Consider the following 16907-nt stretch of genomic DNA (forward strand, 5'->3'; position numbering starts at 1 on the left):
ATTTCCATTGACCGTGCACGGGTTCCAGCGCATATCCCGGCCCATGACCGAGCTCGACAAGATCCGCAATTTCTCCATCGTGGCGCATATCGACCACGGCAAATCCACGCTTGCCGACCGGCTGATCCAGATGACCGGCACCGTCGCCGCGCGGGAGATGAAGGACCAGCTGCTCGACAGCATGGACATCGAGCGTGAGCGTGGCATCACGATCAAGGCCAACACGGTACGGATCGAATATCCGGCGAAGGACGGCCAGACCTATATCCTGAACCTGATCGACACGCCTGGCCATGTCGACTTTGCCTACGAGGTCAGCCGCTCGATGCGCGCGGTCGAGGGGTCGCTTCTGGTCGTCGATGCATCGCAAGGGGTCGAGGCGCAGACGCTCGCCAACGTCTATCAGGCGATCGACGCGGATCACGAAATCGTCCCCGTCCTGAACAAGATCGACTTGCCCGCGGCCGAACCCGATCGCGTGAAGGCGCAGATCGAGGATGTGATCGGCATCGACGCAAGCCAGGCGATTCCGATTTCCGCCAAGTCCGGGCTCGGTATCCCCGAGGTGCTGGAGGCCATCGTCCACCGTCTGCCGCCCCCCAAGGGGGACCGGAACGCGCCGCTCAAGGCGATGCTGGTCGACAGCTGGTATGACGCCTATCTGGGCGTCGTCGTCCTGATCCGTGTGATGGACGGGGTGATCCGCAAGGGCGACCGCATCAAGATGATGCAGACGGGCGCAGTCTACGGCATCGACAAGCTTTCGGTTCTCAAGCCCCAGATGGTGGACATCCCTGAACTCGGGCCGGGTGAGATCGGGATCTTTACCGCGTCGATCAAGCAGGTGCGCGACACCCGCGTCGGCGATACCATCACGACCGAGAAAAAGGGCACGGACAAACCGCTGCCTGGCTTCAAACCGGCGCAGCCGGTGGTCTTCTGCGGGCTTTTCCCGGTCGATGCCGCCGATTTCGAGGATCTGCGCGACGCCATCGAAAAGCTCGCCCTGAACGATGCGAGCTTCAGCTACGAGATGGAGACCTCGGCCGCGCTTGGTTTCGGCTTCCGCTGCGGCTTCCTGGGTCTGCTGCATCTGGAGGTTATCCGCGACCGTCTTGAACGCGAATATGACATCGACCTGATCACGACGGCGCCGTCGGTGGTCTATCACGTCCATATGCGCGACGGGTCGGTCATTGACCTGCACAATCCCGCCGACATGCCCGACCTGACCCATGTGGACCATATCGAAGAGCCGCGCATCAAGGCCACGATCATGGTGCCGGACGACTATCTGGGCGATGTGCTCAAGCTTTGTCAGGATCGCCGGGGCGTCCAGCTCGACCTGAGCTATGCCGGATCGCGCGCGATGGTCGTCTATGACCTGCCGCTGAACGAGGTGGTCTTTGACTTCTATGACCGGCTGAAGTCGGTGACCAAGGGCTATGCCAGCTTTGACTATCAGATGATCGGCTATCAGCAGGATTATCTGGTCAAGATGCAGGTTCTGGTGAACGACGAGCCGGTCGATGCCCTGTCTATGATGGTGCATCGCGACCGCGCCGAGATGCGGGGCCGGGCGATGTGCGAAAAGCTGAAAGAGCTTATCCCCCGTCACATGTTCAAGATCCCCATTCAGGCCGCCATCGGTGGACGCGTCATCGCGCGCGAAACCATCGCGGCATTGCGCAAGGACGTGACGGCCAAGTGTTACGGTGGCGACGTCACCCGAAAGAAGAAGCTCCTGGAAAAGCAGAAGGCCGGGAAAAAGAAGATGCGGCAGTTCGGCAAGGTCGAAATCCCGCAGCAGGCCTTCATCAACGCGCTCAAGATGGACAGCTGAGGCCAGCAATCATCCCGGAAGGCCGGCTTGCGTATCCCGCAGCCGGTTTTTCCATGTGCGCAGGCTGGTTCCGTGAGACTGTTCCTGCCGCTGTCGCAAATCAGGTCGCTTAGGTCACGCCCCGGGTTTGTGCCGCCACGGCCGACTTGTCGATCACGGACCAGACCGAGACGATCTTGCCGTCCTGGTACTCGTAAAAGACATTCTCCTGGAACCGCACCCGCGCCCCGTTCACCGGCAGCCCGAAGAGCTCGCCTACAGGGGTGCAGTCGAAAATCAGTCGGCTCGCGATCATCGGAGGATCGCAGATCAGGGTTGCGATATTGAAGGAAAGATCGGGGATCGCGCGGAAATCTTCGACGAGCATGTCCTTGTAGCCCTGCAGGCCGATGACGCTGCCGTTGTATCGCACCCCGTCGGCAACATGCTGATGCAGCGTCGCCCAGTCCTGACGGTTCAGGCAGGCAATGTAGGCCCGGTAGGCCTCTGTGGTTTCGTCGCGCGTCATGTGTCCACCTCCTGCAACCCGTCCGTTTGTTCCTACAGCCAGTTCGGCGAGATCGCCAGCCTGACGCGTTGTCCGCTCCCGTCTCTACATCGCGCATAAAAAAAGCCCCGGCATATTGCCGGGGCTTTCTGGTCAAACCTTGGCGGTTACTCGGCCGCCTGCAGGCCCGCGCCGAGGGCCGCGCGCGCGGCGCGGATGCCGTCGGCATAGGCCGGGCTGATCAGCGCGAAATGGCCAAGGGCACGTTCGGCGATCTCTTCCGGGATGCCCTGCATCGCCTCGGCAATGTTGCCATAGAGACGCTGACGCTCGTCATCGTTCATCACCCGGTCATGCAGCGCCCGCGCCTGGCTGTAGTCGTCATTGCCTTCGCGGTGGTTATAGCGCGCGGCATCGCCCGAAATCCGCAGCGGCGGTTCTGCCGTGCTCGGATCTTCCTTGGCGGAGGCGGGGATCGAGTTCGGCTCGTAATAGGCGTCCAGATGCCCGGTGCGCTGCCCGAAGAAGTTCATCTGCCCGTCCTTGTGGTAATGGTGGACGGGGCAGCGCGGTGCGTTGACCGGCAGGGCCTCGTAATGCGTGCCAAGGCGATAGCGATGCGCATCGGCATAGCTGAAGACCCGGGCCTGAAGCATCTTGTCGGGCGAATAGCCGATGCCCGGCACCTTGTTAGAGGGGCTGAAGGCCGCCTGTTCGATCTCGGCGAAGTAGTTTTCGGGGTTCCGGTTCAGCTCCATGATGCCGACCTCGATCAGCGGATAGTCGCTGTGGGGCCAGATCTTGGTCAGGTCGAACGGGTTGTAGGGCGTCTGTTCCGCATCAAGTTCAGGCATGACCTGCACGCAGAGCTTCCATTTCGGGAAGTCGCCGTTCTCGATCGTGCCGAACAGCGCCTCCTGATAGCCCTCGCGGGTGCGGCCGATCACGGCTTCGCCCTCACGGTTGGTGTAGTGGGAATGGCCCTGCATGGTCTTGAAGTGGAACTTGACCCAGAACCGCTCGCCGTCCTTGTTCCAGAACGAATAGGTGTGGCTGCCATAGCCGTTCATCTGCATCGGTGTCCGGGGAAGGCCGCGATCGGACATCAGGATCGTGACCTGATGCAGCGCCTCGGGGCTCAGGCTCCAGAAATCCCACATCGCGGTGGCCGAACGCAGGTTCGATTTCGGATGACGCTTTTGCGTGTGGATGAAGTCCGGGAACTTGTACGGATCGCGCACGAAAAAGATCGGGGTGTTGTTGCCCACGACGTCCCAGTTGCCCTCGTCGGTGTAGAACTTCACCGCAAAGCCGCGCACGTCGCGTTCATGGTCGGCGGCGCCGAGTTCACCGGCGACCGTCGAAAACCGCGCCAGAAGCTCGGTCTTCTTGCCGACGTCGGCAAAGATGCTCGCGCGGGTATAGCGGGTGATGTCATTGGTGACCGTGAATGTCCCGTAGGCGCCCCAACCCTTGGCATGGACCACACGCTCGGGGATACGCTCGCGGTTCTGATGGGCCAGTTTCTCGATCAGCTGGTAGTCTTCCAGCAGGACCGGGCCGCGCGGACCTGCGGTCAGGGTGTTCTGGTTGTCGGCGATCGGCGCGCCGCCCGTGGTTGTCAGTCGCGTGGTCACGTGAACCCTCCTGGCTTCTTCATGTCGATTCCCGGGTGACTATGCCGGCTTCTTTGAATAATTATAAATCGTATTTTCTTCTCATGATGATAAGTTGGCCTTATGAGGGTGACGCTCAAACAACTCGCCTATTTCATCGCACTTGCCGAAGAAGGGAACTTTGGACGGGCGGCCGCGCGGGTGCATGTGACGCAGCCGGCGCTCTCGATGCAGATTCGCGAACTGGAACAGGCGCTGAATGCGCCTTTGGTCGAACGCCGTCCGCGTGATATCCGCCTAACCCGCGTGGGCCGGGAGGTTCTGGCCCGCGCCCGCCGCATCCTGTCCGAGACCGAAGAGCTTGAGGCAGCGGCGCGACGTCAAGGGCTCTTGGGCAGGCTGAACCTTGGGGTGATTCCGACCGTGGCGCCCTATCTTCTGCCACCTGTCCTTGGCGCCCTGCGCGACTCGGGCATCACGCGCGACCTGCGCGTGAGAGAGGCACAGACCGCGCAATTGCTGGCCGCGCTGGACGCGGGGCAGCTCGATGCGGTGGTGATCGCGCGTCCCACCCCGGCACCGGATCGTGCGATCCTGCCTCTCTTTACCGATCGGTTTCTGCTTGCCGGGTCTGCCACAGGGCTTCGCGGCCTTGCGCAGGTGTCCGAGCATCTGCGGCCCGTCGCGCTCGATCCCGAGCAGTTGTTGCTGCTGGACGAAGGGCATTGCCTCGCCGATCAGGCGCTGGAGGTTTGCGCCATCGACCGCCGGCAAACGCGGATCGACCTCGGCGCGTCCTCGCTCTCTACGCTCTGTGGTCTGGTGGCGCAGGGGTTCGGCCTGACCTTCCTGCCCGAGATTGCCCTGCGGTCCGAAGAGGCCGCCGCCCCCGACATGCGTGTCCTGCGCTTTGCGGCGCCGGAACCGGCGCGCGACATCGCCCTTGTGCGACGGGCCAAGACAACGGATGACGGTTGGTTCGCTGCGCTGGCCGAGCTCATCTCGGGCGCGGCGGCGGGGCTGCTGGATCATGCACGGCGGGTATGTCCGCCTGCCACCTGATCCGATTGCCGAGCCTTGGCAAAGCGCCTATGTTGACGGGAACGACGATCACGGGGGAAGTCCGTTGCGCGACCTGAAGATACCCGACCAGCGCCATCCCGAAAAAGCGCGCCGCCCGGTCAATGAACAGCCCAAGAAGCCCGACTGGATCCGGGTCAAGGCGCCCACGTCGGCGGGCTACAAGCAGACGCGCGACATCATGCGGGAAAACCGTCTGGTCACGGTCTGCGAAGAGGCCGGTTGTCCCAATGTCGGCGAATGCTGGAGCCAGGGCCACGCCACCATGATGATCATGGGGGAAATCTGCACCCGGGGCTGCACCTTTTGCAATGTCGCCACCGGCAAACCCCAGACGCTCGACGCATTCGAGCCGGGCCGCGTCGCCCATGCGGTGGCCAAGCTGGGCCTGAACCATGTGGTCGTGACCTCGGTCGACCGGGACGATCTGGACGATGGCGGGGCCGATCATTTCGCCCAGACGATCCGCGCGATCCGGCATCGTTCGCCCGCGACCACCATTGAGGTTCTGACACCGGATTTCCTGAAATGCGATCCGTCGGTTCTTGAAACGGTTGTGGCCGCGCGGCCGGACGTGTTCAACCACAACCTTGAAACCGTGCCGGGCCTTTACCCCGAGGTGCGGCCGGGCGCGCGGTATTTCCACTCCCTCCGGCTGCTGCAGCGGGTCAAGGAACTCGATCCGTCGATGTTCACCAAGTCGGGCATCATGGTCGGCCTTGGCGAAGATCGTCAGGGCGTGCTTCAGGTGATGGACGACATGCGGGCCGCCGATGTCGATTTCCTGACCATCGGCCAGTATCTTCAGCCAACGCCGCGCCACCACCGCGTGGACCGTTTCGTGACGCCCGACGAATTCAAGGCCTATGAAAAGGCGGCCTATGGCAAGGGCTTCCTGATGGTTTCTGCCACGCCCCTTACAAGGTCGAGCTATCATGCCGGCGACGATTTCGCGCAGCTGCGCGCGGCGCGTCTGGCAAAGCTGGGGCAGGCCTGACAATCAGGCCTGCGGTCACTGCACCGGCGCGACCCGCAGCAGATAGTCGGCCAGCGCCTCACGGTCGGCTTCGGGCAGTTGCGCGAGGTTTTGGACCACCTCTGCCATGCTGCCCCCGGCGCTGTCGAAGTCGGGGGTGAAGCCATAGGTGAAATAGGCCACCAGATCTTCGCGGCTCCAATGCAGAAGGGCCGGGCTGATATTGGGGATGCGGCCCTCGCCCGCGGGGTTGGGCGCGCCCGCAAACCAGCGCGACGTTTCCAGCGCCCCCAGCGCGTTCCGTGGCGTATGACATTCCCCGCAATGGGCGAGCGCCTCGGCGATATAGCGCCCGCGGGTTTCTGACGGGGTCAGATCGCCCTCGACCGCCCAGCCCTCCGCCTCGAAGAACAACGTCTTCCACAACCCGGCGGCGGTGCGGACGTTGAACGGAAAGGCGAGTTCATGCGGTTCGGTCGGGCGGTCCGCAGGGGGAAGCGTGCCCATGAAGGCGTAAAGATCCACAAGGTCCTGCGGCTCCATCCGCGCATAGGCGGTATAGGGGAAGGCCGGGTAGTAATGCGCCCCGTCCGGCGACACGCCCCGCATCACGGCATTGCCAAAAGCCTCAAGCGACCAGTTCCCGATCCCGTAGGTCGGATCGGAAGAGATATTGGGCGCGACGAAGGTGCCGAATTCGCTGGCAAAGCGGCGGCCACCGGTCAGGACAAGCCTGTCATCGCCTTCCGCGCCCTCGGCGGAATGGCAAGAGGCGCAGCCGGCCGCCCAGAACACGTTTTCACCGCGCGCGGCATCGCCTTCCAGCCCTGCGAACCTGTCCGGCGGCAGGGTGTCCGGTTGCGTCAGCCAGAGTATCGCCGCCCCCACGAGCAGGAGCAGCGCGACCAGTCCTGTCAGAAGCCGCCGCAACCCAAAGCGGCGCTGTCTGCTGCGTTTGAAATCCACGCCTTACTCCGGCGCCCGGTAGTCGCGGTGGCAGGCGCCACAAGCCCCGGACAGCCCGCCCATCGCGCCCTGGAGCGAGGCGAGATCGGTCCCCGCCGCCGTCTCCATCTGCGTCGCGGCGGTGCGGAGCGTTTCGAACCGGCTCAGGAAATCCTCGTAATTGTCCCAGATGACCGGCAGTGCCCGTGTGCCGCTGATCGAGGCGCTGTCCGTCCCTTCGGGCCAGAGCCCGTCCTGATCGCGGGCCGCGGCCTCCGACAGGGCCGCCGCGGCCGCGCTTGCCGTCGCGGCGTCATAGGGTGTCGTGCCCCGCGCCATGTTCCCGAGCGTCGCGAGCTGTTCCTGAAACAGCTTGAACTGCGCCTGACGGGTCGCGACCGCCTCTTGCTGCGACTGGGCCGAGGCGAGGCCACCCAAGGCCAGCGTCGCCGCGATTGCCGTGCCAAAGAGAAGGAAGTTCAATCGCTTCATGCCGGGCCTCCTGCCGTGATGATGCATTGCCATTCGCGGAAACGCTAACACGCGACCGGGCCAAGGGCAAACGGCAGCTTGGGCCGGGCGGCGCTGACCCGCCGCCCTTGCGCGGTGACCGCTCAGAAACGCGGCGCGCAGAAACGGGGCGTTCAGAAACGCGGGGCGCGGCCCCGGACGGGCTCCATCGTCGCCCAGTCGGGCCAGAGGCCGAAAAGCTCGATCCCGGCCAGGATGAGGCAGACCGCGATGATTCCCAGAACCAGCTTGACCCGTGCGGCCGAGGGCGGCCTGCGCGCCCATCTCGCCATCCGGAGAAGCCAGATCAGGTTCATTCCGGAAATCTCACCTTGCCGATATAGGGCAGGTTGCGGTTGCGCTGCGCATAGTCGATGCCATAGCCCACCACGAATTCATCGGGGATCGTAAAGCCTGTCCAGGTGGCGGCGATATCGACCTCTCGCCGCGACGGCTTGTCGAGCAGCACGCACACCTCCAGCCGCTTCGGCTCGCGCGTTTGCAGCAGCGAGACCACATGTTTCAGCGTAAAGCCGGTATCGACGATATCCTCGACGACCAGAACGTCGCGCCCCGCGATTTCGCCGCGCAGATCCTTGAGGATCTTGACCTCGCGGCTGGAACTCATCGCGTCGCCATAGCTTGATGCCTCAAGGAAATCGACTTCGACCGGCAGGTCGATTTCCCGCACCAGATCGGCGATAAAGACGAAGGACCCACGCAGAAGCCCCACCACCACAAGCTTGTCGGTCCCCCGGAAATGCTCCGTAATCTCGGCCGCCAGTTGCTCTACCCGCGCGGCAATCGCCTTTGCCGAGATCATCTGGTCAATCACATAAGGTCTTGTCGGCATGTCCGCCCCTTGATTTCGCAGCCGCATCATAAGAGAACGCAAGCCACATTGAACAGTCCCGGGGGCCTCATGCCGACCCACACAGAAAAGCGCAAGCTGCCCTATACGCCGCAAGAGATGTATGACCTCGTGGCCGATGTCGGCAGCTATCCGAAGTTTCTTCCGTGGAACTCTGCCGCGCGCATCCGTTCCCGCACCCCGATCGAGGGCGGAGAGGTGATGGAGGCCGATCTGGTGATCTCGTTCAAGGTATTCCGCGAAAGGTTCGGCAGCCGGGTGACGCTCTGGCCCGATCGGCGCCGGATCGACACGGAATATCTGGACGGGCCGTTCCGCTATCTCAAAAGCTACTGGCAGTTCAATGATCTGGACGGCGGGTGCGAGGTCGAGTTCTTTGTGGATTTCGAGTTCCGCAACGCGATCCTGCAGGGGATCATCGGGGTGGTCTTCAACGACGCCATGCAGCGGATCGTGCGGGCGTTTGAGCGGCGCGCGGTCGAGCTCTACGGCGTTCGTCCGCCTTTGCGGTGACCTGCCGTCAAGTAAGCGCCGCGACCAAAAGCCTCAGCGCATGTTCGACGGATTCGGCGCGCACCCGCGACCGGCCGAGCGGCCCGAATTCCACGGTCTGTGTCACGGTTGAACTGCCGCGGGTGGCGATGCCAAAGCAGACGCGTCCCTCTGGTTTGTGCTCCGACCCGCCGGGACCGGCGATGCCCGTGACCGCCACAGCCAGGTCCGCGCCGGAACGGGCAAGGGCACCCAGGGCCATTTCGCGTGCGACCTGTTCCGAAACGGCGCCATGGGCGTCGAGCGTCGCCCCGGCCACGCCGAGCATATTGACCTTGGCCGCGTTGGAATAGGTGACAAAGCCACATTCGAACACATCCGACGCGCCTGCGATTTCGGTCAGCGCGCCTGCCACAAGGCCACCGGTGCAGCTTTCGGCGGTCACGATGCGGACGCCGTTCGCCCGCGCGGCGTCGATCAGCCGGGTCGCCGTCATGCCATCAGCACTCCGTGCGCGACCGCAGCGGCGGCCATCACCACCAGTGCGGCCAGAACGCCGGCGATCACGTCGTCCAGCATGACGCCCATCGGCCCGCTTTGCCGGTCCGCCCAGCCCACCGGGCCGGGTTTCCAGATGTCGAAGAGGCGGAACATCAAAAACGCCCCAACCCAGCCCGGCCAGGGAAAGACCCACGGGTCCTGCGCCATGTACCACATCCCGAAGGACAGCGGCCAGAGCGCGACCCATTGGCCCGCGACCTCATCCACCACGATCCAGGAAGGGTCATGGTCGTCCTTGCCGGCAGTTTCCACACCGACCGCCCACCAGCCCAGCCCGAACACCACGACGGTCGCCAGAACCAGCAGCGGAAAGCCCCCCGCGACATGGATCAGGTACCCAAAGGGCAGGGCGGCAAGCGACCCCCACGTCCCGGGACCCGGGCGCAGATAGCCGACATAGAGGAACGACGCGATCACCCTCGTCATGCGGATACCAGCGTTACGGTCGCGATGGCGGCAATCCCCTCTTCCCGACCGGTAAAGCCGAGTTGTTCGCTCGTCGTGGCCTTGACGCTGATGCGGTCGGTCCCCACCGAAAGAATGGTCGAAAGCGTGGTGCGCATCGCCTCGGCATGGGGCGTGATCTTGGGCCGCTCGCAGATCAGTGTCACGTCGGCGTTGCCGATCCGGAACCCCCGGCTTCTGGCAAGTGTTGCAGCATGGGACAGGAAAATATGGCTTTCGGCGCCCTTCCACTGCGGATCGCTGGGCGGGAAATGTCGTCCGATATCGCCCTCGGCCAGCGCGCCATAGATCGCGTCGGTCAGCGCATGCATCCCCACATCCGCGTCCGAATGTCCCTGAAGCCCCCGCCCATGCGGTACCTTGACGCCGCAGAGCCAGACATGATCGCCGGGCCCAAAGCGATGAACATCGAACCCGTTGCCCAGCCGGATATCCATAGACATTGCCCTTTCCGGCAGCAGCCTGGCGGCGCGGGCAAAGTCGCCCGGCAGCGTGATCTTCAGATTATCTTCGTCGCCTTGGACGATGGCCACGTCAAGCCCCGCCGCACGGGCAACCGCCACATCATCCGCGGCATCGCCGCGATATGCGCGATGGGCGGCGAGGATTGCCGCAAAGTCGAAGCCCTGCGGTGTCTGTGCCCGCCAGAGCCCTTCGCGATCCTGCGTGCCTGTGACCCGCCCGCCCTCGCCACGCCAGAGTGCATCCGTCACGGCAAGCGCAGGGGCAGCCGCCGGCGATTGCTCCAATGCCGCGAGCACCCGTTCGACCAGCGCGACAGTCACGCCCGGGCGCGCGCCGTCATGGATCAGCACCTGTCGCGGCGGCGCGTCCGAGAGCGCCTCCAACGCGTTGCGGACAGACTCGGTCCGGCTCGCCCCCCCTTCGACCAGCCTCAGATCGACATGCAGGTCTTCGGCCAGCGCCCTTGCACGGGGGATGTCATCGGGGTGGACCACCAGAACAATGCCGGACGGGTTGGCGGCCCTTACGGCGCGGATAGTATGCGCCAGCACAGGCATCTCACCAAGCTGTTGCCATTGTTTGGGAATCTCTCCGCCCGCCCTTGTGCCGCGGCCTGCGGCGACGATGATCGCTGTCCATGTCATGGCGCTGTTCCTTAGCTGCAGGATTGTCTAAAAGATACCCGGACTGGTGACAATCCTGCCGCGTCGGCACCTTTGTCGCACAAAGTTTAAGCGAATGATGTTTCGTGGCCTCGGTTTTGCCCGGCTGAATTGCCATCGCATACGTGAGAGCTTACGAACCGTAAGCAAGCGCACAAGGAATGAGCAGTTGACCGTTAAGATGGCAGATATCGCGCTGACGCCGCCCGTTTTTCTGGCGCCGCTGGCGGGCATTACCGATCTGCCTTTCCGCAGGATCGTGTCCCGTTTCGGGGCGGGACTGGTGGTTTCCGAAATGGTCGCAAGCCAGGAGCTTGTGACGGCGCGCCCATCGGCCAAGGCGCGCGCGCGGATGGAGCTGGGCCTTGGCGAGGCCAATACTGCCGTGCAGCTTGCCGGCCGCGAAACCCACTGGATGGCCGAGGCCGCGCGCATGTCTGAGGCCGAAGGCGCCCGGATCATCGACATCAACATGGGCTGCCCGGCCAAGAAGGTCGTGAACGGCTATTCAGGCTCGGCCCTGATGCGCGATCTGGACCACGCCCTGCGGCTGATCGAGGCGGTCGTGGGCGCGGTTTCGGTTCCCGTCACGCTCAAGACCCGCCTGGGTTGGGACGATGCGCTGATGAACGCGCCGGACCTTGCCCGCAGGGCGCAGGGGGCGGGGGTGCGGATGGTGACGATCCACGGCCGGACCCGCTGCCAGTTCTACAAGGGGAGCGCGGACTGGGCAGCGATCCGTGCGGTGAAAGAGGCCGTGTCGGTGCCCGTGATCGCCAATGGCGACATCGTGGACAGCGCCACGGCGCGCTGCGCGCTGGAAAGATCGGGCGCTGATGGCGTGATGATCGGGCGCGGCGCGCAGGGGCGTCCGTGGCTGCTGGCCGAGGTCGCAGCCGATATCTGGGGGACGCCGCGCCCAACTGTGCCGCAGGGCGCGGCGCTCGCCGATCTGGTGGCCGAGCACTACGAGGCGATGCTTGATTTCTACGGTCCGGAACTGGGCCTGCGCACGGCGCGCAAGCATCTGGGATGGTACGCTGCCGCGGCCGATGCGCCGGACGCGCTGCGCCATGAACTGCTGACCCTATCGGCCCCCGCGCAGGTGCTGCGCCGTCTGCCGATGGCCTTCGACGAAAGGCAGGCAGCATGAATGGCGCACCCGTGACCGGCGTGATCTGGACCTCGCTGCCGATCCCGGCCTTCCTGATCGACGGGCGGGATTGCGTGATCGAGATCAACCCTGCGGCCGAACTCTTCATGAATACCTCCAGCAAGGCGCTGGCGGGGCAGAAGGTGCTGGACCGGATCGCCGTCGATGCCCCGATGGAAGAGGCACTGGGACGCGTGCGCATCAACCAGTCGGCGCTGTTCGTGAATGACGTGGACGTGGGGACGGGGGACAAGCCGCCGGTCCATTGCAACATGCAGATCGCCCCGATTGCGGACGCGCCCGAACATGTGCTCTTGCTCATTACGCCCCGGGAAATCGCAGGGCGGCTCGGCCGGGCCTCCTCGGTCAAGTCGGCGGCGAAATCCGCGATCGGCATGGCCGAGATGCTGGCGCATGAGATCAAGAACCCCCTGGCGGGCATTTCCGGCGCGGCGCAGTTGTTGTCGATGGGGCTGTCGAACGGCGACCGGGAACTCACCGACCTGATCGTCGAGGAAACGCGCCGGATCGTGAAGCTGCTGGAGCAGGTGGAACAGTTCGGCAACCTGCGGCCACCGGATTGCCGCGCGGTCAACATCCATGACGTGCTTGACCGCGCCCGCAAATCGGCGCGGATGGGCTTTGCCGCCCGGATGCAGGTGGTCGAGGATTACGACCCGTCGCTGCCGCCCACCTGGGCCGATCCGGACCAGTTGTTGCAGGTGTTCCTGAACCTGCTCAAGAACGCGTCCGAGGCCGCGGGGCCAGAGGGGGGCACGATCCGCCTGCGCACCTTTTACGACCTGTCGCTGCGCCTGCGCCAGAAGGACGGCAAGGGCGGTCGCCCCCTGCCGCTGACCGTCGAGATCATCGATGACGGCCCCGGCATCCCGCCCGAGATCGCCGGCGACATATTCGAGCCCTTCGTCTCGGGACGCGAAAACGGCACGGGGCTTGGCCTCGCGCTGGTGTCCAAGATCATTTCCGACCACGACGGCTGGATCGCGGTGGATTCGGTGCCCGGGCGCACCGTCTTCCGGCTCTCGCTGCCCATGGTGCCCAAAGAAAAGGAGTCTGACTGATGGACGGCACGGTACTTGTCGCCGATGACGACCGCACCATTCGCACGGTGCTGACCCAGGCGCTGACCCGGGCGGGGTGCAAGGTGCACGCGACATCGAGCCTCATGACGCTCATGCGGTGGGTTGAAGAGGGCAAGGGCGATCTGGTCATTTCCGATGTGATCATGCCGGACGGAAACGGGCTCGAGATGCTGCCGAAGATCGGTGAGGCCCGGCCCGGATTGCCGGTGATCGTCATCTCGGCGCAGAACACGATCATGACGGCGATCCAGGCGGCCGAGGCAGAGGCCTATGACTATCTGCCGAAGCCCTTCGACCTGCCCGATCTGATGAAACGTGCGGCCCGTGCGCTGGAAACCAAGCGCCGTACCGCGCCGCGCAAGGCCGAGGTGCGCGAAAGCGAGGACGATCTGCCGCTGGTTGGGCGTACGGCCTCGATGCAGGCGCTTTACCGGCTGGTCGCCCGGGTGATGAACACGGATATTCCGGTTCTGGTGACGGGCGAAAGCGGCACCGGGAAATCGCTCATCGCGCGCGCGATCCACGATTTTTCCGACCGGCGCAGCCTGCCTTTCGTGGTCGCCTCGGCGGCGGATCTGGCGGGCGCGGATGGTCCGTCGCTATTGCTCGGCCGGGCCAAGGGCGGCAGTCTCGTGTTCGACGAGGTCGCCGATTACGACGAGGACGCGCAGGCCCGGATCGTGCGGATGCTGGACACGATGGGCGACAACGCGCCCCGCATCATGGCGACCTCGCAGGCAGATCTGATGCGCCGGATGGAGGCGGGGCAGTTCCGGCAGGATCTGTTCTACCGGCTGGGTGGGGTGGCTATCGCGGTCCCGAGCCTGCGCGAAAGGGTCGATGACATTCCGCTTCTGGCGGACCACTTCCTTGCCCGGGCCGAGCGGGAAACCGGCACCCTGCGCCGTTTCGCGCCGGCGGCCATGGACCTGATCCGGGCCTATAGCTGGCCGGGCAACGTGCGGCAGTTGGAAAACACCATCCGCCGCCTTGTCGTCACCAGCCCGGAAGAGGAAATCACGCGGGCCGAGGTCGAGGCCGTCCTTGGCAACCAGCCCGCGATGGAACCGCTGCGCGGCGATGGCGATGGCGAGAAACTCTCGACCTCGGTCGCACGACATCTCAAGCGGTATTTCGACCTGCATGGCGGACAGCTTCCGCCGCCGGGGCTCTACACCCGCATCCTGCGCGAGGTCGAGTTGCCGCTGATCGAGATCGCGCTGGACGCGACCGCCGGTAATCAGGCGAAATGCGCCGATCTCCTGGGGATCAATCGCAATACTTTGCGCAAGAAGATCACGGATCTGGATATTCGCGTGACACGGCGCCGGAAGTTGATGTAAAACCGCAACACAGGCGTGGCAGTTCGGTGCCACGACAAGCGGAAGGTCGCATGGCAGCGACCCATAACTGAGGGCAGGGCCGGTGCAACGGGCCGGACGCATATTGACCTGGCAGCAGATCGACCGCTTGCGTCGGATGCGAAGGGTTCAGAACGGCCTCACGCTGGGCCTTGTGCTGCTGGCGCCGGTTCTGGTGGCCGCCACGCTCTATGCCTTTGGACCGTTCGGGCGCGGCACTTCCTCGATGGCATTGCGGCTGATCGTCCTTGCGGATCTGGTCTATATCCTGCTGGTCGCGACGCTGGTGCTGTCGCGGGTGGCCCGGATGATCGCCGACCGGCGCCGCAGATCTGCCGGCTCGCGGCTCCACCTGCGGCTGACCGGGATCTTTGCCAGCGTCGCGCTGGTTCCCACGGTTCTTGTCGCCGTCTTTGCGGTCTTCACGATCAATATCGGGCTTGAGGGATGGTTTTCGGACCGCGTGCGACAGGTGGTCGGCGCATCGCTCGCCGCGGCCGAAGCCTATGAGGGCGAACACCGTCGCGACCTGACGCAGGACACGCAGGCGCTTGCCGGCTACCTGGTATCGGCGCGGCGCGCGAGCTACTTCATGTCCGATGGCGATTTGCGCCAGTTGCTGACCCAAGGTCAGGCGCAGATCCAGCGGGGCCTGCGCGAAGCCTTCGTGATCGACGGGGCGGGCGAGATCCGCGCCCGGGGCGAACGGTCCTATCTCTTTGATTTCGAGGAGCCGACGGCGGCCGAGATCGCGCGCGCCGATGCGGGCGAGATCGTCATCATCGAGGACTGGACCGCATCCGAGTTCCGGGCACTGGCGCGGCTGCCGGAGTTTGTGGATCGCTACCTCTATGTCTCGCGCACCGTCGATGCCTCGATCCTGAGCCTCTTGGACGACACGCAGGAATCCGCCCGGCTTTATCAGCAGCTGGAGCGGGAGCGCGGGCGGCTGATGTTCGAATTCGCGCTTCTCTACCTTGGTTTCGCGGTCATCCTGATCCTCGCCTCGATCTGGGCGGGGCTATGGCTGGCGGAACGGCTGGCGCGGCCCGTGGGGCGTCTTGCGGCGGCGGCCGAACGTGTGGGCGATGGCGACCTGAACCAGCAGGTGCCCGAGGAAAAAAGCGATGACGAGATCGCCACCTTGGGTCGCGCCTTCAATGAGATGACCAGACAACTCCGTCATCAACGCGCCACGCTGCTGGACAATACCCGCCAGATCGAGGAACGGCGGCGCCTGTTCGATTCCGTCCTGTCATCGGTGACGGCGGGGGTGATCGGGCTTGATGCCGCGGGCGGGATCGAATTCGCAAACCCCTCGGCGTTGCGCCTGCTGGAGCTTCCGGACGGGGTCGAGGGGCGCCATCTGGCCGAGGCGGTGCCGGAGTTTGCCCCGCTGCTCGAACGCCTGCAGGAAAGCGGACAGCCGGCGGCGCAGGAAGAGCTGCGCCTGTCGCGTGCCGGACGGTTGGAAAACCTGCTGGTGCGCATGGCCGTGCGCCGCGCCGAGGCGAATGGCGACGAGGGGCATGTGGTCGTATTCGACGATGTGACCGACCTTGTCAGTGCGCAGCGGATGGCGGCATGGGGCGATGTCGCGCGGCGGATCGCCCATGAAATCAAGAACCCGCTGACGCCGATCCAGCTTTCGGCGGAACGCATCAAGCGCAAGTTCCGCCTTGCGGTCGGGGATCAGGCGCCGGACCTCGAACAGCTTTCGGATGTCATCATCCGTCAGACCAATGACCTGCGCCGCATCGTGGACGAGTTTTCCAAATTCGCCCGTATGCCGGAACCCGACCGGCGCAGCCATGACATCGTCAAGCTGGCCCGCGATGCGGTGGTCCTGCAGGAAGGGGCGCTGCACGGGGCGCAACTCACGGCCGAACTTCCGCCCGGCGAGATCGTGGTCGAGATCGACGCGACGATGATCTCTCAGGCGCTCGGCAACCTGATCAAGAACGCGGGCGAGGCGATCGAGACCCTGACCGAAGCGGGTGCGCCCGAAGGCTATCGCCCCGAGGTTCGCGTGACGCTCGATGGTGGCGACGACATGCTGGTCATCCGGGTGATGGACAATGGCGTGGGTCTGCCGGAAGACCGCGCGCGCCTGTTCGAACCCTATGTGACGACGCGGGAAAAGGGCACCGGCCTCGGCCTGCCCATCGTGCGCAAGATCATCGAGGAACATGGCGGGACGCTGATCCTCGCCGACGCCCCTGTCTATGGTGGCAGCGACCGTCCCGGTGCGATGGCGGAAATCCGGCTGCCGCGGCTGCGGCGCCGGGAAAAGACACTAAGGAAAGCGGTATAGAGG

Annotated in this window: 17 protein-coding genes; 8 read left to right on the forward strand and 9 right to left on the reverse strand. The window is 64.6% G+C overall.

Features of this window, described 5'->3' with window-relative positions:
• Nucleotides 1-43 precede the first annotated feature (43 nt).
• On the forward strand, nt 44-1843 hold the full coding sequence (gene lepA, locus ACFSGJ_RS14490) for a translation elongation factor 4 (RefSeq protein WP_390263287.1): 1800 nt from the start codon (nt 44-46) through the stop codon (nt 1841-1843).
• A gap of 109 nt (nt 1844-1952) precedes the next feature.
• On the opposite strand, the gene ACFSGJ_RS14495 is transcribed toward lepA, so the two are convergent.
• Nucleotides 1953-2351, reverse strand: coding sequence for an ester cyclase (locus ACFSGJ_RS14495; protein WP_390263290.1), 399 nt, complete (start codon nt 2349-2351; stop codon nt 1953-1955).
• A 146-nt stretch (nt 2352-2497) separates the two neighbouring features.
• A complete protein-coding gene (locus ACFSGJ_RS14500; protein ID WP_390263293.1) occupies nt 2498-3967 on the reverse strand; it encodes a catalase in 1470 nt (489 codons plus the stop codon).
• A gap of 102 nt (nt 3968-4069) precedes the next feature.
• On the opposite strand from ACFSGJ_RS14500, the gene ACFSGJ_RS14505 reads away from it, so the two are divergent.
• Together ACFSGJ_RS14505 and lipA are read left to right on the forward strand one after the other, a co-directional pair.
• Nucleotides 4070-5008, forward strand: coding sequence for a hydrogen peroxide-inducible genes activator (locus tag ACFSGJ_RS14505; protein WP_390263295.1), 939 nt, complete (start codon nt 4070-4072; stop codon nt 5006-5008).
• A 64-nt stretch (nt 5009-5072) separates the two neighbouring features.
• Complete coding sequence (gene lipA, locus ACFSGJ_RS14510; protein ID WP_390263298.1) at nt 5073-6023, forward strand: lipoyl synthase; 951 nt, start codon at nt 5073-5075, stop codon at nt 6021-6023.
• 15 nt (nt 6024-6038) lie between these two features.
• Here the strand turns inward: lipA and ACFSGJ_RS14515 are convergent, their stop codons facing one another.
• From ACFSGJ_RS14515 to hpt, 4 genes are all read right to left on the reverse strand, one after another.
• On the reverse strand, nt 6039-6932 hold the full coding sequence (locus ACFSGJ_RS14515) for a c-type cytochrome (RefSeq protein WP_390263457.1): 894 nt from the start codon (nt 6930-6932) through the stop codon (nt 6039-6041).
• A 39-nt stretch (nt 6933-6971) separates the two neighbouring features.
• The gene (locus ACFSGJ_RS14520; protein WP_390263301.1) at nt 6972-7439 is read right to left on the reverse strand and encodes a c-type cytochrome; all 468 of its coding nucleotides are present in this window, start codon (nt 7437-7439) and stop codon (nt 6972-6974) included.
• A 152-nt stretch (nt 7440-7591) separates the two neighbouring features.
• Nucleotides 7592-7774 (reverse strand): hypothetical protein, encoded by a 183-nt coding sequence (locus tag ACFSGJ_RS14525; protein WP_390263304.1) that lies wholly within the window; start codon nt 7772-7774, stop codon nt 7592-7594.
• Nucleotides 7771-8310 (reverse strand): hypoxanthine phosphoribosyltransferase, encoded by a 540-nt coding sequence (hpt, locus tag ACFSGJ_RS14530; protein ID WP_390263306.1) that lies wholly within the window; start codon nt 8308-8310, stop codon nt 7771-7773. The genes ACFSGJ_RS14525 and hpt overlap by 4 nt, the downstream gene beginning before the upstream one ends.
• 69 nt (nt 8311-8379) lie before the next feature.
• Here hpt and ACFSGJ_RS14535 point away from each other — a divergent pair, with 69 nt between their 5' ends.
• Nucleotides 8380-8841: a type II toxin-antitoxin system RatA family toxin gene (locus ACFSGJ_RS14535; protein WP_390263309.1), complete on the forward strand. Its 462-nt coding sequence runs from the start codon at nt 8380-8382 to the stop codon at nt 8839-8841.
• 7 nt (nt 8842-8848) lie between these two features.
• Here the strand turns inward: ACFSGJ_RS14535 and ACFSGJ_RS14540 are convergent, their stop codons facing one another.
• Genes ACFSGJ_RS14540 through ACFSGJ_RS14550 form a run of 3 tightly spaced genes read right to left on the reverse strand, consistent with a single transcriptional unit; the run spans nt 8849 to nt 10955 of the window.
• Nucleotides 8849-9316: a CinA family protein gene (locus ACFSGJ_RS14540; RefSeq protein WP_390263312.1), complete on the reverse strand. Its 468-nt coding sequence runs from the start codon at nt 9314-9316 to the stop codon at nt 8849-8851.
• Nucleotides 9313-9807 (reverse strand): phosphatidylglycerophosphatase A family protein, encoded by a 495-nt coding sequence (locus ACFSGJ_RS14545; RefSeq protein ID WP_390263315.1) that lies wholly within the window; start codon nt 9805-9807, stop codon nt 9313-9315. Before ACFSGJ_RS14545 ends, ACFSGJ_RS14540 begins: the two co-directional genes overlap by 4 nt.
• Nucleotides 9804-10955, reverse strand: coding sequence for a bifunctional 2-C-methyl-D-erythritol 4-phosphate cytidylyltransferase/2-C-methyl-D-erythritol 2,4-cyclodiphosphate synthase (locus ACFSGJ_RS14550; RefSeq protein ID WP_390263317.1), 1152 nt, complete (start codon nt 10953-10955; stop codon nt 9804-9806). The genes ACFSGJ_RS14545 and ACFSGJ_RS14550 overlap by 4 nt, the downstream gene beginning before the upstream one ends.
• Nucleotides 10956-11154: 199 nt before the next feature.
• On the opposite strand from ACFSGJ_RS14550, the gene dusB reads away from it, so the two are divergent.
• The 4 genes from dusB to ACFSGJ_RS14570 all read left to right on the forward strand — a co-directional run bounded on the left by dusB (nt 11155) and on the right by ACFSGJ_RS14570 (nt 16904).
• Nucleotides 11155-12126, forward strand: a complete 972-nt coding sequence (dusB, locus tag ACFSGJ_RS14555; RefSeq protein ID WP_390263460.1) for a tRNA dihydrouridine synthase DusB — start codon at nt 11155-11157, stop codon at nt 12124-12126.
• A complete protein-coding gene (locus tag ACFSGJ_RS14560) occupies nt 12123-13208 on the forward strand; it encodes a two-component system sensor histidine kinase NtrB (RefSeq protein ID WP_390263320.1) in 1086 nt (361 codons plus the stop codon). Before dusB ends, ACFSGJ_RS14560 begins: the two co-directional genes overlap by 4 nt.
• Nucleotides 13208-14572 (forward strand): response regulator, encoded by a 1365-nt coding sequence (locus ACFSGJ_RS14565; protein ID WP_390263323.1) that lies wholly within the window; start codon nt 13208-13210, stop codon nt 14570-14572. The genes ACFSGJ_RS14560 and ACFSGJ_RS14565 overlap by 1 nt, the downstream gene beginning before the upstream one ends.
• An 82-nt stretch (nt 14573-14654) precedes the next feature.
• Complete coding sequence (locus ACFSGJ_RS14570) at nt 14655-16904, forward strand: sensor histidine kinase NtrY-like (protein ID WP_390263326.1); 2250 nt, start codon at nt 14655-14657, stop codon at nt 16902-16904.
• Nucleotides 16905-16907 lie beyond the last annotated feature (3 nt).

This window comes from Halodurantibacterium flavum, from assembly GCF_042681825.1.
Taxonomy (GTDB): Bacteria; Pseudomonadota; Alphaproteobacteria; order Rhodobacterales; family Rhodobacteraceae; genus Halodurantibacterium; species Halodurantibacterium flavum.

Bases quoted from the DNA above. Each gene is read 5' to 3' on its own strand.
- dusB (WP_390263460.1), top strand. From the start codon at position 11,155: ATGGCAGATATCGCGCTGACGCCGCCCGTTTTTCTGGCGCCGCTGGCG.
- ACFSGJ_RS14560 (WP_390263320.1), top strand. From the start codon at position 12,123: ATGAATGGCGCACCCGTGACCGGCGTGATCTGGACCTCGCTGCCGATC.
- ACFSGJ_RS14495 (WP_390263290.1), bottom strand. From the start codon at position 2,351: ATGACGCGCGACGAAACCACAGAGGCCTACCGGGCCTACATTGCCTGC.
- ACFSGJ_RS14520 (WP_390263301.1), bottom strand. From the start codon at position 7,439: ATGAAGCGATTGAACTTCCTTCTCTTTGGCACGGCAATCGCGGCGACG.
- ACFSGJ_RS14550 (WP_390263317.1), bottom strand. From the start codon at position 10,955: ATGACATGGACAGCGATCATCGTCGCCGCAGGCCGCGGCACAAGGGCG.
- ACFSGJ_RS14545 (WP_390263315.1), bottom strand. From the start codon at position 9,807: ATGACGAGGGTGATCGCGTCGTTCCTCTATGTCGGCTATCTGCGCCCG.
- ACFSGJ_RS14525 (WP_390263304.1), bottom strand. From the start codon at position 7,774: ATGAACCTGATCTGGCTTCTCCGGATGGCGAGATGGGCGCGCAGGCCG.
- ACFSGJ_RS14540 (WP_390263312.1), bottom strand. From the start codon at position 9,316: ATGACGGCGACCCGGCTGATCGACGCCGCGCGGGCGAACGGCGTCCGC.
- lepA (WP_390263287.1), top strand. From the start codon at position 44: ATGACCGAGCTCGACAAGATCCGCAATTTCTCCATCGTGGCGCATATC.
- hpt (WP_390263306.1), bottom strand. From the start codon at position 8,310: ATGCCGACAAGACCTTATGTGATTGACCAGATGATCTCGGCAAAGGCG.
- ACFSGJ_RS14535 (WP_390263309.1), top strand. From the start codon at position 8,380: ATGCCGACCCACACAGAAAAGCGCAAGCTGCCCTATACGCCGCAAGAG.
- ACFSGJ_RS14565 (WP_390263323.1), top strand. From the start codon at position 13,208: ATGGACGGCACGGTACTTGTCGCCGATGACGACCGCACCATTCGCACG.
- ACFSGJ_RS14505 (WP_390263295.1), top strand. From the start codon at position 4,070: ATGAGGGTGACGCTCAAACAACTCGCCTATTTCATCGCACTTGCCGAA.